The 13,387-nt window shown below is 54.9% G+C and carries 11 protein-coding genes; 7 read left to right on the top strand and 4 right to left on the bottom strand.

Translation table 11 applies throughout. The features are described from left to right. Positions 1-2: 2 nt before the first annotated feature. Positions 3-1,229, bottom strand: coding sequence for an NAD(P)/FAD-dependent oxidoreductase (locus MLE19_RS10385; protein ID WP_240718112.1), 1,227 nt, complete (start codon positions 1,227-1,229; stop codon positions 3-5). A gap of 115 nt (positions 1,230-1,344) precedes the next feature. Between MLE19_RS10385 and ltaE the strand changes: the two genes are divergently transcribed. Beyond that, the gene (gene ltaE, locus MLE19_RS10380) at positions 1,345-2,352 is read left to right on the top strand and encodes a low-specificity L-threonine aldolase (protein ID WP_240718111.1); all 1,008 of its coding nucleotides are present in this window, start codon (positions 1,345-1,347) and stop codon (positions 2,350-2,352) included. A 29-nt stretch (positions 2,353-2,381) separates the two neighbouring features. Here the strand turns inward: ltaE and MLE19_RS10375 are convergent, their stop codons facing one another. After that, a complete protein-coding gene (locus MLE19_RS10375) occupies positions 2,382-2,996 on the bottom strand; it encodes a LysE/ArgO family amino acid transporter (protein WP_240718110.1) in 615 nt (204 codons plus the stop codon). Between the two features lie 135 nt (positions 2,997-3,131). Next, complete coding sequence (fhuB, locus tag MLE19_RS10370) at positions 3,132-5,132, bottom strand: Fe(3+)-hydroxamate ABC transporter permease FhuB (protein ID WP_240718109.1); 2,001 nt, start codon at positions 5,130-5,132, stop codon at positions 3,132-3,134. Positions 5,133-5,340: 208 nt separating this feature from the next. Here fhuB and MLE19_RS10365 point away from each other — a divergent pair, with 208 nt between their 5' ends. The 4 genes from MLE19_RS10365 to fhuF all read left to right on the top strand — a co-directional run bounded on the left by MLE19_RS10365 (position 5,341) and on the right by fhuF (position 8,672). Then, positions 5,341-6,270, top strand: a complete 930-nt coding sequence (locus MLE19_RS10365) for a siderophore-interacting protein (RefSeq protein WP_240718108.1) — start codon at positions 5,341-5,343, stop codon at positions 6,268-6,270. 16 nt (positions 6,271-6,286) lie between these two features. After that, positions 6,287-6,874: a cytochrome b gene (locus MLE19_RS10360; RefSeq protein WP_240718107.1), complete on the top strand. Its 588-nt coding sequence runs from the start codon at positions 6,287-6,289 to the stop codon at positions 6,872-6,874. Between the two features lie 107 nt (positions 6,875-6,981). Continuing rightward, positions 6,982-7,749, top strand: coding sequence for an ABC transporter ATP-binding protein (locus tag MLE19_RS10355; RefSeq protein WP_240718106.1), 768 nt, complete (start codon positions 6,982-6,984; stop codon positions 7,747-7,749). Positions 7,750-7,883: 134 nt separating this feature from the next. Next, a complete protein-coding gene (gene fhuF, locus MLE19_RS10350; protein WP_240718105.1) occupies positions 7,884-8,672 on the top strand; it encodes a siderophore-iron reductase FhuF in 789 nt (262 codons plus the stop codon). Between the two features lie 6 nt (positions 8,673-8,678). Here the strand turns inward: fhuF and MLE19_RS10345 are convergent, their stop codons facing one another. Next, positions 8,679-10,331, bottom strand: a complete 1,653-nt coding sequence (locus MLE19_RS10345) for a multidrug ABC transporter permease/ATP-binding protein (RefSeq protein WP_240718104.1) — start codon at positions 10,329-10,331, stop codon at positions 8,679-8,681. A 153-nt stretch (positions 10,332-10,484) separates the two neighbouring features. On the opposite strand from MLE19_RS10345, the gene MLE19_RS10340 reads away from it, so the two are divergent. Further along, a complete protein-coding gene (locus MLE19_RS10340; RefSeq protein WP_240718103.1) occupies positions 10,485-11,351 on the top strand; it encodes a LysR family transcriptional regulator ArgP in 867 nt (288 codons plus the stop codon). A 227-nt stretch (positions 11,352-11,578) separates the two neighbouring features. Next, the gene (locus tag MLE19_RS10335; RefSeq protein WP_240718102.1) at positions 11,579-13,378 is read left to right on the top strand and encodes a diguanylate cyclase; all 1,800 of its coding nucleotides are present in this window, start codon (positions 11,579-11,581) and stop codon (positions 13,376-13,378) included. The last annotated feature ends 9 nt before the right edge of the window (positions 13,379-13,387 follow it).

Raw genomic sequence — 13,387 nt, 5'->3', positions numbered from 1 at the left:
TTTTACTGTTCATTCATTTTGGCTAGGCGCCGGAATGAAAACAGCTCTGCCAGCGGATGCTCCTCTCCTTCAATCAGCGCCCGCAGTAATGTTGCGCCGATCATGCTATAGCTAATGCCGTTACCGCCATACGCCATGGCGAAATGTACCCGTGGCCCGTGCGCTTCATGGGGACCAAAAAAAGGCAGGCCATCATCGGTTTCAGCAAAGGTGCCTCCCCATGAGAACGTCGGGTTGATATCGAGCTTGGGCCATAGAGCCTCCACCTTATTCGCCAGCCCTTCGGCCTTCTCTTCTACCCGAGCATCGCGACGTTTGGGAATATCTTCATCATCATCGTCCCCTCCCACTAAAAGCCGGCCATCGCAGGTCGTACGCATATAAAGGTAGGGCCGCGCGGACTCCCACACCATGGTATGACGCAATTTACCTAATGCCTCCGGCGGTAGCGGATCGGTAATCAGCGCATAGCTACTGCGGTTAATAGCGACCTTCTCAGGCAACCAGGCTTGCGACTCATAGCCAGCCGCCATTACCACGTACTGGCAGCGCAGCGTGGCACCGTTAGTAAGCGTGAGCGTGACTCCCTGTTCATCCGGCGTCATCGTCTCCATTTGCGTACGGTCATACACTTCCCCACCGCGCTCGACTAACTTAGTAAACAGCTGATAAGCCATACGATACGGATCGATACTGGCGGCCAGCTGGGTAAGTATCGCGCCGGGTGCTACAAAGCCGTACTCCGCCAAGATGGCATCACTTTCGAGCCAGGAAGCGTCAAAGCCGTGCTTTAAACGTAGCGACAACTCCTCTTTTAAGGACGCAACATCTTCGTCATTGCTGGCATAGTAGAGACTCTGCTGACGTTCAAAATCCACATCCCCCAGGCCCGCCGCCAAGGTTTCAATCTCACCAATAGCATCGGCGCAAGCACGGTAAGCAAGCACCGCATCGGCTTCACCGTAACGCTTCGCAAGCTCCGTCATATGTGTGTCAATTTCATACTGAAGCAAGGCGGTGCTGGCAGCGGAGCTCCCCCACCCCACATCGCGTCGTTCAAGTACGACCACATGGTGGCCGTGTCGGCTCAGCTCATCAGCAATCAGCGCGCCCGTAATACCGCCACCAATCACCACCACTTCACTTTGGTGGTCTCGGGTAAGCTGCGGGAAGGTTTTCAATAGGCCGTTCTTCACAGCCCAAAAGGGGTAACCACTTTTTAGGTCCATCGGGGTGCCTTTGCTGGAGAGACTTGCAGTATGCTGTTAACCATAGATGGTTCCTCAAAACTTGCTCGATAAAAAGGCCCTAAGTGGGCGCTCTTAAACAAAAAAGGAGTTCCACATGATTGATTTACGCAGCGACACGGTAACGCGCCCCACTCCCGCGATGCTTGAAGCCATGATGGCCGCGCCGGTAGGTGATGATGTATGGGGCGATGATCCAACGGTAAATGCTTTTCAAGCCAACTTGGCTGAACTGGCAGGCAAAGAAGCAGCGTTACTGTTTCCTAGTGGCACGCAAAGCAATCTGGTAGCGCTAATGGCTCACTGCGAACGCGGCGATGAGTACATTGTGGGTCAGTCGGCCCACACTTACCGTTATGAAGGCGGTGGCGCAGCGGTCTTAGGTAGTATCCAACCCCAGCCAATTGAAAATGCGGCCGATGGCACGCTGCCACTGGAAAAAATAAGTGCTGCCATCAAAGCTGACGATTTTCACTTTGCCCGCAGCAAGCTGCTGGCGCTGGAAAACACCATTGGCGGTAAAGTGCTGCCCGATGAGTATGTTCTAAAAGCGACAGAACTCGCTCGCGAACGCGGTTTAGCAACGCACTTAGACGGAGCGCGCCTGTTTAACGCCGCCGTCGCAACCGACAAGTCGCTTAAGCAGCTCTGCCTGCCTTTCGATAGCGTTTCATTATGCTTTTCAAAAGGGTTAGGAACTCCAATGGGGTCGGCGTTGGTGGGCTCCCAAGCGCTGATCGATAAGGCTCGCCGTCTACGCAAAATGGTGGGGGGTGGAATGCGGCAAGTGGGGATTATCGCGGCTGCCTGTCAGTACGCCCTTGATCATCATGTGAGCGATTTAAGCGAGGATCACCGCCGCGCCACACGGCTGGCCGAGGGCTTGGCAACACTGCCTGGCGTCGAAATCACCTCGCAGGCAACCAATATGGTATTTGCACGCTTTCCCGACACGCATGTGCAATCACTTTCCGCTTGGCTTAAAGAACACGGCATTTTGATTGAGCTACTTTATGCCACTCGTTTTGTTGTCCATCGCGATATCGACGATGCAGATATCGATAAGGTCATTGCCGTGATGGAGGCTTACTTCAGCCGTCATTGACGCCTAGCCACAACTCGTCCTTCGTCGGTTCAGGAGGGTGATGTGGTACCCAGTGCCAAATGCACTGCAATGCCTGCCATCATCATGCCAATCAACCCATCAATGATGCGCCACGCAACAGGCTTTGACAGCCAAGGGGAAAGCGCGGCGCCTCCCCAAGCCAGTAGGCTAAACCATAGGATTGAAGCCGTTGAGGCTCCCGCAACGAACACGCCCGCACTCTCTTGCTGTGCCCCAATGGCAGGTATCAGCAGTAGCGTATCCAGGTAAACCTGGGGGTTGAGCACGGTGACGGCGAGCGTTGCAAAAATCACCTTCGTTAAGCTGCGCGCTTTGCCAGCTTCGGCACTCAATCCTTGCCGACCACTGGCCGCCCGGAATAGCGCCTGGGCCGCTAACCAGCTCAAAAACACTACGCCTACCCAGCGCATGAGTTCCAAGGCACTGGGCATGGTGAGCAGAAAAGCGCTCACCCCAAACATACCTGCAGTGAGCAGAATGATATCCGCGCTCATACACAGCCCCGCCGACCACCAATGGTACTCACGGCGAACGGCTAGCCCCAGTATGTAGGCATTTTGCGCACCAATGGCCATAATAATACCGCCGCAAACCAGCAGTCCGGTAAAGTAGCTTTCCCACATTGCCCAATCCCCAGCGTCAGAATAATTGTCGCGTTAAGGACACATTGCATCCTTAAACATGACGCTAAGTTAACGGACAGCCTAAATAACTAAAAATCATCTTGCTAATGAGGCATTAGTTTTTCTTATAGAACCTCACAACCGCCGCAGCCCCCACATAAAATAAGCGCCGCCAATCAGCGAGGCGACCAAGCCTGCCGGTATCTCATAGGGGAAAATAATCTGGCGGCCGACCCAATCTGCCAGCACCATCAACAGCATACCGATCAACGCCGCCCCCAGCAGATGCTGACCCGCCCGGGAGAAGCCGACCAAGCGCGCCATGTGCGGTGCTAACAAACCAATAAACGATAACGGCCCCACCACCAGGGTGGCGCAGGCGGTGAGCAGTGCAACGAGCAGTAGCAGCGCCAAACGGGCGCGGTTGAGGGTTACCCCAAGCGCCTTGGCCGTCGGTGCGCCTAAGGGCAAGATATCCAGCCAACGGGTAAAGGGCAGTGTGACAAGTGCCAGTACGGCGGCAATCCCCCCGACCACCACAGCATTGGTGATATCCACGTAATAGGTGGAGCCCGCCAGCCAGGCAATCACCTGCTGCCCACGCGGGTCACCGCCTGCCAGCATCACGCTGCGCACGGCATCAAACAGCGCACTGATCGCCACCCCAGTGAGCAGCAAACGCTCGGGCAGAAAGCCGCTTTTACGATTGATTCCCACCAGCACCAACAGCGTCGCAAAAGCGCCCAGGGTGCCCACACCAATCAGCATCATATTGGTGGGTGCAGGCAGCAGGAAAATACCCAGAATCAGTGCGATGGCACAACCACCGCTAATACCCAGTACTTCAGGGCTGGCCATGGGGTTGGCAGAAAGGCGCTGGAGAATAGTGCCCGCAATCGCCAGCATTAAGCCACTGGCTGCGGCCGCCATCACTCGCGGCAGGCGCCACTGCATCACGTTCCAGTTATCCGGCGACAGCAAGTACCAGCCATCAACACCCTGGCCAACGAGCAGCCCAAGCAGCGTAGCCCCCAGCAGCGCAAGGATTAAACCAGTAGCCAAGCGGGAAGGCGCAGGGTGACGATGGGCGAAAACGCCCGCCCCTTTCGGCGGCTGGTCGCCCTGCAGTTTCAGGCGCGGAATTAGCCACATTAACAGTGGCGCCCCCAGGGCACCGGTAATCGCCCCAGTGGGGATAAAGGCCGCCACCATGCCACCGAACTGCTGTAGCAGCAGATCGGTGGTGGCCAGAAGCACCGCCCCCAACAGGGTCGACCATAACAACCGGGGGCCCAACCGGCGCGCCCCAGCCATACGCACAATATTGGGCGCAGCCAGGCCGATAAAGCCAATGATACCCACCACGCTAACAATGCTACCGGTTATAAACACCGCCAGCCCCATGCCCGCAAAGCGTAGATAGGCAAGCGAGACCCCCAGGCTCTTGGCGCTGGCATCGTCAAGCTCTAGCACCGCTAAGGGGCGCAGCAAGAACCAGGCAGCAACGCAGCTAATCGCCAGCCGTGGCCAGAGTACCGCCACCCCGTCCCAACCGTTTTGCGCCAGCGAACCCGCTCCCCAAATCAGTAGCCCTGAGAGCGCCTCGTGGTTAAACAGCAATAATGCCGTGGCCAGCGCACCGAGATACAGGTTCACTACCAACCCTGACAACACAACGACCATGGGAGCCAGGCCACGTCGCCAAGAGAGCAAGAACACCAAGCCAACCGCCAGCGCTCCCCCCACCAAAGCAACCCATTCCCGGCCTGCGATAAGCAACCCAGGAGCAAGGAGTGTTGCGGTCATCAGTGCCAGATTGGCCCCTGATGCCACGCCCAGCGTAGTGGGCGACGCCAGGGGGTTACGCAACACTTGTTGCATCAACACCCCCGCCAGACCCAGCCCACCGCCAGCCAGCAACGCCACCGAGAGCCGTGGCCACCAAGCATAATAGAGCAACAGTTCGTTAACATTTTCGAATGTGGGTGCCACCAGAGCACGCATCCCAACAGCAAAACCACCCTGCTCCTGCAGCCCCATCCAAAACAGCACTAACATCGGCAGGCTAAGCAGCAGACAGGCTTTGGCGGCAGTCATATGGCGCATTAGTTGAGACGACGATACTGAACCTAGCATTGGGGAGGATTCCGTTTCGTCGTCAGATCCCAAGCAGCAAGCAGCTCTGTCACAAGTCCTTCAATCACCTTCATTTTTTGCAAAGCTTTTATTAGCGGCATGATCTGCGCCTTAGTATTTTCTGTACGTTAGCTGTTGAATAATAGATAATTCTAAATGATAACGATTAGCACTACAATTGATACCCATATCGCGGGAGTTATACTGTATGGCCGCACAGCAGAGCTATCGAATTTTTGATATCACGCTTTCACGGCGTACCCAAGTTAGCGCGTCACTCGTCAGGTTCACGTTTAGTGGCCCCGATGTGGGCCAAATGGCGACCCACGCCCCCGATCAGCGCATCAAGCTATTCTTTCCGCAAGCAGATGTCAGCCTTAACTCGCTGCTTGAAATAGCCAAGCTTGAAGAGCACGACTGGTACGAAGCCTATCGCGCTCTTCCAGATGCTCAGCGGCCACCAATGCGCACTTATACCATCCGCGCTCTACGCCCTGAGTTAGCCGAGGTGGATGTGGAGTATGTGCTTCATGGTGATAACGGCCCCGCATCGCGCTGGGCCATGCATGCCCGCCCAGGTGACCGGCTGGCCATGACAGCTCCTGCCGCTAATGCAGAGGGCCCTAAGCTTGGTTACGAGTGGAAGCCACCCCAGGATGTCCGTCGCATTCTTATTATCGCCGATGAAACTGCCCTCCCCGCTGCCGCAGGCATTCTGGAAACCCTTGATGATTTGCCTCTCAAACCCAAGGTCGAAGCGCTACTTGAAGTACCTCGTAGCGACGATGTTCAACCACTTCCCCAGGTCGCCAAACTGCGCTGGCTGGCCCGCGACGCTGAGCCCAACTGCCAACACGGTGATCTACTCCTGAGAGCATTACGCGATATCGATTTGCAACAGGAGATTCACGCGCTGGGGGGGAATCCTTCAACGGCTATCACCGATGACAGCGAGGATACTGATGCACCGCTATGGGAAGCTGCCACCCTAGATGATAGCGCTCCCTTCTATGCCTGGATTGCCGCTGAGACCATGGTCGCCATGCAACTGCGTCGCTACTTAATCAACGAGTGCGGGCTACCCAAACAGTACGTCACCAGCATGGGCTACTGGCGCCAGGGCAAAGCCAACGGTTAAAGGAACACCAAGCATAATGACGTTGAGTATCGAAAACTCCCCTTCAAGGAGCTATACCCCACCTAAATGGCAAGATAGCCCCATTCGCTATGGGCGTATCAGCCGGGCTCTGCACTGGCTAACGGCCGCCCTGGTCACGTTTCAATTTCTCGTCGTGTTGGCTTGGCGAGTCATGGGCGAAAATACCATGACGCTGCTCTTAGCCAAAGTAGGCCCCCACGGCTCGTTAGGCATTCTGATATTGATAGTCACCTTGGCACGCATCAGTTGGGCTTGGGTCAACCGAAAACAGCGCCCGCCGAGCTCGCCAGGGCTGGGTGGGCGACTTGCTAGCGTCGTACATGTCTCCTTCTATGTACTGCTCCTCTGGCTACCCGCCTTTGCCCTACTGCGCCAATATGGTCGCGGCGGAGCCATACAGCTCTATAGCATTGAGCTACTGCCCGAAGCAGAGCGCGAAATCGCCTGGATGATGGCCCCCGCAGGTGTGCTACACAGCCCTCTTTCCTGGCTTCTTTTGGGACTAATTCTCGGCCATGTAGCGATGGCACTGGCTCACCGCTTTTGGTTCAAGAACCCAATACTGGCGCGCATGGTGGGTTGATAGCGCGGAGGTAGTGACATTTTTTTATTGTTGCTACTAGGTTAAAAATGAGAACCATTAGCACTAGAATAGAGCCATTACTTCTATCCCTTCGCCAGGAGTCATTCATGTTCGAGGTCAAAGGCGCCACCTTTGCAATCAATGGTAAGCCGATTCTAAATCCCATTGACCACAGCTTTCATGAAGGCAAGGTTTACGGCCTGATTGGCCACAATGGGTCGGGCAAGTCGACCTTGATAAAACTCATGGCCCAGCAGCAGCCCACTAGCCAGGGTGAAATCCACTTTGACCAGCGCCCGCTAAGTGATTGGGGCAACCGCGAATTTGCCCGCCAGGTAGCTTACCTACCCCAGCATTTGCCAAGCGCTGAAAGCCTGACCGGGCGCGAGCTGGTGGCTTTTGGGCGCTACCCTTGGCACGGTCTGCTGGGTCGCCATAACCAGAAAGATAAAGACGCCATTGATCGCGCCATTGCCCTTACCCATACCGAGGAATTTGCCGACCGTTTGGTCGATACGCTCTCCGGTGGTGAGCGCCAGCGGGTGTGGCTCGCCATGCTGCTGGCCCAAGGCAGCCGTTTTTTGCTGCTCGATGAGCCACTAGCCGCGCTGGATATCGCCCACCAGATGGAAGTGTTGGCACTCATCCGCAAACTGTGCGACGAGCTCAACCTCGGGGTTATTATTGTGCTGCACGATATCAATATGGCGTCGCGTTACTGCGACGAGTTGATGGCACTGCACAGCGGTCGCTTACTGGCCCATGGCAGCCCGGGTGATTTGATGTGCTGCAGTACCTTAGAGGCGATTTATGGCCTGCCGATGCAAGTCATGAAGCACCCCAACGGAGAGCACAATATCGCCGTTGCACAATGACATTCCTCAACGTCGTCGAACGCTTTTAAAAGGTCTCATTCGCAACTAAATACTTCAACTGATACTCATTATCAATTAAGCTGACCACCTTATTTCCCAGCGCCTGCATTAAAGCCCTGCGATGGAGCCCTGAAATGCCTTCTGCCCTGCGTCAGCCACAACTGTTCGAGCCCTCGTTGGCCGCCTGCTACACAGGGCCGTTGGCGAACTTTACGCCGCCCTTGATTGGCGAAACGCCGCCACTGGAAGCGTTCAAAACAGCCCGCTGGCGGAATGCCCATTGGCTTAAAGAGGATCTCACGCGTTTCGCAGGCCAGTATCCGGATGGCGACCAGCGTGCAGTGGTATCGATTTGGTCGAAGTGGCACTTCAGCGCCCTGACCGTCCCTACGCTGACCGCTAACCTGCTGCTTAATCGCAACCTGCCGGTAGGCCTGGACGACATGCAGGTTATCTTCAACGAAAAAGGCGCTACGTCACGGCTATGGCTGCCCCATGAAGGCACACCGATAACCACTCAGGATCCGTTTGAGCGCTTTACGACCCTAATTGATCAGCATTGGGCGCCGCTCATTGAGCAGCTTGCGGCCATATCAGGTGCTGCACAGCGGGTATTCTGGAGCAATGCGGGTGGTTACGTGGATTACTACGTGCATGCGCTGGCAGAGCATCCGCTTATCAATGAAGCGGCGCTTGCAGCTGCTAAAGCGCTGTTAGAAACGCGTACGCTACCTAACGGCAAGCGCAACCCGCTATTTCAGCCGATGCGTTACTTTACGCCCAAGGGCAGTGAGGAAGTTAAGCGGGTGCGCAAGCTCTGCTGCCTGCGCTATTTACTGGAAGAGTTTGATACCTGTGGCACTTGCCCGTTAGAGGGTTGCGACCTGGAGGCGCGCAAGCGCGCCAAACAAGCCAACCGATAACGCTTTCTAGTTATTAATTTGAGCAACAGCATCTTCACTCGCCAGCGCACGCTGCTCGCCTTTAAGCTCGCTTAATTGCCCCTTCGACATCTCCAGCAACCGATCAGCGTGGACGAAGTAGCTGTCGTCATGGCTGATGGCAAACACGGTTTTACCCATCGCTTTTAAGTGCGGTAACAGCTCGCGGTAGAACAGCCGCCGGAACTGCGGGTCTTGATCCGCGGCCCACTCGTCAAGCAGTAGAATATCGCGCTTTTCGGCAATCGCCAGCAGCAGCGCAAGGCGCTTACGCTGCCCTTGTGAAAGCTGGGTGTTGATAACGCGATCCCCTTCCCACTGCAGCTTGTGCTGCATCTGCAGTCGCTCAAGCCAGGTATCAACGACCTGTGGGTCAGCGGGCAGCCCTTCAGGCCCCATGGTCTGATCAAACTGATGGAAATCGGTAAACACGCTGGCAAAGCGAGCGCGAAACGACTCCCATTGAGCGGCCGTGACCACCTGACCATCAATCTTAATAGTGCCGCTTTGCGGGCGGTATAATCCCGAAAGCAGTCTAGCCAAGGTCGACTTACCGCTGCCGTTACCGCCGATCAGAAACACCTGCTCACCGCGCTCAAGTGTCATGTTGAGCGGCCCTACCTGAAAGCCTTCAGCTTGGTCAGTATCAGGGTAGTGATAGGTGACCTCCTCAAGCTCCAGGCGCTGCCAATCCGCCAGCGTATCGTCGACCTCGAAGCTGGGCTGATACTCGGCTAATTTCAGGCTGCTCAATTTATCAAAAGCAACTTGAGCGCTAATCAGCGTTGGCCAGGCGCCCACCGCCTGTATCAGCGGTGTGCGAAGGAATAGCAGCGTCAGCGCAAAGGTGGACGCCACAGTGGTATTGGCCCAGCCCAAACCATTGGAGAGGAAAAACACCACCCCGATGGCGCCCAACATCATAATGTTGGACCAGTTGTTAGCGCTTAAATGGTAGGTATCGGCGCGGATAATGTGGTGACGGTAGTCACGGGCATTGGCGGTATAACGCTCATCATAAAAGCGCCGGGCACGGTCGCGGTTCAGCGCCAGTTCTTTGCGCCCTTCAATGGCTGCCTGGAAATCTTTGTATAAGTGGTCTTCGCTTTCACGTACGAGGTGAAAATGGCGATATACCTTAGAGACCAACCACCAGCCCACGCCCATAGTGAACGCAATCCACACCACGGTGATCACCACCATTTGCGGCGAAAGCCATGCCAGATAGGCCACCGACGCGAGCGTTAGCACCACGCCCTGAATCAGCTCCGGCAGGCGCACAAAGCCAATGGTGATGTTGCGCACATCGCTGGACAGGCTAGCAAGCAAGGTGGCGTTGCCCAACTGCTCCAAGCGCTCGATATCGGTATCCAGAATCCGCTTTACCAACCGCGAACGTAGGTCAAACACAAAGTGATGCCCCAGCAAGGTCAGCGCCAGCTGGGTGGCTAACGTCACCGCGAGAAGTACCGCCAAAAGGCCGAGAAATTGCGGCAGAGCAGCCAGGCTACCTACCTCGATTAACCGTTGGTTGATGAACGCAATAACGCCCACCCCCAGGCCAGCGCTCACTAGGCTGAGACCAATTGCACCCAAAAAAGGCCAGCGATAGTGATGAAATACTAAGCGCAGCAGTTCCATTATTGCCTTCCACCATTGCTATATAAGCCGCGAATTGTGCCGCACTGATGCACTAAGTCAATAAAGAAGTGATTTTCATTTGCCTTAATACATATTTGTTTAATCATCCCTTTTTGATTAACGTCACTACTCTTCTGTACTGGGAACACCGCCATGCTTGATTACAAACTGCTTCATGCCTTGGCGACCGTTGTAGAGTGCGGTGGTTTCGAGCGTGCGGGCGATGAATTGGGGCTTTCGCAATCAGCAGTATCACAACGCATAAAAGCACTGGAGATTCGCCTCGGCCAGCCGGTGCTGGTGCGTCATCCCCATTTAGCACCTACCCCCGCCGGCCAACGGCTGTTAACGCATTATCAGCAGGTACAGCTTTTAGAGCGTGACCTGCGGGGCTCCCTGCCCACGCTGGATGATCAGTCACCGCGACTGCGCATCGCCATCAACGCGGATAGCCTAGTCACCTGGTGGGCCGAAGCCGTCGCCAGTATCTGCCAGGCGGAGGGTGTACTGCTGGACCTTGTGATTGAAGACCAGGATGTCGGGCTCAAGCGCATGCGTGACGGTGATGTAGCGGCTTGCCTATGCGCCACACCTCAGCCTATCGCAGGGGCGCGCTGCGTAGCGCTGGGAGAAATGCGCTATCACCCTCTGGCAACCCCCGCTTATATCAAACGCTACTTTCCTGAAGGTCCCACGGCAGAAAGCTTTCAACGCGCACCGGCCATCGTTTTCGGCCCTCACGACCAACTGCAGCACCGCTTCCTGGCGCTATTTGATTTCCATGGCCACTTCCCGTATCACCTCTGCCCATCATCAGAGGGCTTTGTACGCTTAGCCGCCGCAGGGATTGGTTACGGCATGATGCCGCAGTTGCAGGCAGGTGAATTGATGAAAAGTGGTCAACTGGCCAGCGTTGCCCCAGGCAACTATTTATCGGTGCCTCTTTACTGGCATTTTTGGCGACATAGCGGCGATTTAATACAACGGCTTACGAACGATTTAAGCCGTATCATTTGTTAAGTATGAGGGTTTTAAACATTACGATTTTAAAAGCCGTCTACACTAAAAGAGCTTATCGCGCGGCACAGGATCGTTTGTTTAAGGCATTGCCTTTACCGCGTTAGCGCCCAGGCGGCTAGTTGGTGATCAACCCGCCCAGACGCTTTAAGATTGGCGGCCCCCTGCACGGGCAAGGGAACCTAGGGGAAATAGTGCGGGGTTAAAAAAACTAAAAAAAGCGATGTGCTATGCATGCTCGACGTTTAACGGCGGGTGTTTACACCTGTCTGCTGCTGTTAGCGGTGAGTTGGATACCAGGGGCATATGCAAATACTCTCCTTTCCGTATCGCCCAATCAGGCGAGTTATTCGCTTGCTCCTTATAGTGAATTTTGGCATGCAGCCGACAGCCCAGCATCGCTCGATGAGTTACTGGCCCTCTCACCTGCTTTCGAGCGGTCGCATAACGTTCAGGATTTAAACTTCGGTTATACCCGGCGTGATGTCTGGCTGAGAACCCAGGTGCGAAATGAATCCCCCGATGCCCAGCGCTGGATAGTGCAGTTTGAATTTCCCTTTTTAGATCACGTGACGCTTTACACGCTACGGCAGCATTTCAGCGGTGTGCAACGCAGCGGCAGCGCAGTCCCCGTTGAGCAGCGCGCGCTGGCTAACCGCCAAGCGGTGTTTCCACTGGAGTTGGCCGCTTTTGAGACCGTCACACTGTATACCCATGTGGCGGCTTCAGGCAGCAAGATGCTTAGCTATAACCTGATGACGCCAGAAGCATTTAATGCTCAGGATGATCGCTACAATTTTTGGCTTGCCACTTACTTCGGCATGATACTGGCATTGGGCTTATATAACTTACTGCTATTTTTTGGTTTAAAAGAACGCGTATTTCTACACTACTCGCTCTTTGTCGGTGGCTTCGGGCTGGCCATACTGGCGTTTAACGGTATTGGAACGCTGATGTTTTGGAGTTTTTTAGGTGACAACACTGCCCGCCTAGTGGCACTAGGTTTCACCTTTGCCTCGACCATGGCGACGCTGTTTGCCCAGAGTTTCCTTAATACAGAAACGTACTGCCCACGCTGGCATCAAGTATTATCTACCTTTCGAAGCTACTGCTGGCTGGCCGTGTTGGCCACGCTGCTTCTGCCCATTTCTTCAGCGCTTCAATTAATGGACGTGACGGTGTTTATAGCAGCGCTACTGCTGTTGGTATGTGGTAGCTACTGCTGCTTACGACGGGTACCAAGTGCTCGACTGTTTGTGTTTGCATGGTCGTTATTTTTACTAGGTGCTGGCGTGTTTGCCCTACGTAATCTGGGCATTCTGCCAGCCAACTTTATTACTCTTCACGGCATTCAAATTGGCTCAGCGCTGCAAATGTTACTGCTCTCGTTTGCCCTAGCAGCGCGCTTTAATAAACTTAAACGGCAAAAAGAGCGGGCTCAATCTGTTATGTTGGCAACGCTTAGAAAACAGGAAGCGGTGTTAGAGCAAAAAGTGGCCGCCCGCACCCGTGCACTGGAGCATTTAGCCAACTGTGATGTCCTCACTGGATTATTAAATCGCCACGGTTTAATGCGCTGCGCTGAAAACGCCCTACTGCGCAACCAACAGCAAGGCGATCAGTTAGCGCTGTTGATGCTCGACCTGGATCGCTTCAAACCCATTAACGATCACTACGGTCATGAAGCTGGCGACTTTGTATTACAAAAAATCGCCAAACGCATCGCCCACTTAGCCCGTACAGGCGACCATTGCGCCCGCTTTGGGGGCGATGAGTTCATTATCATTATGGAGAGTATTGAATCAGCTGATACGCTAGCGACGATTCAGGCACGAATCGAACAAGCCATCCAATCACCGATTATTCTACCCTGTGGCGAGCGTGTCAGCGTTAGCGTCAGTGTTGGCATTAGTACTTGCCAGGGGGCCGATAATGCCACCCTGGAAAGCTTATTGCGTGAGGCCGATAACAATATGTACGCGGTTAAAACACGCCAGGCAGAAACATGCTATCGCTATGGTTCGGCATAGTCTGTCGCG

It is taken from the genome of Vreelandella neptunia (assembly GCF_022489065.1).
GTDB lineage: Bacteria > Pseudomonadota > Gammaproteobacteria > Pseudomonadales > Halomonadaceae > Vreelandella > Vreelandella neptunia_A.
This window is presented reverse-complemented; position numbering and strand designations above follow the sequence as displayed.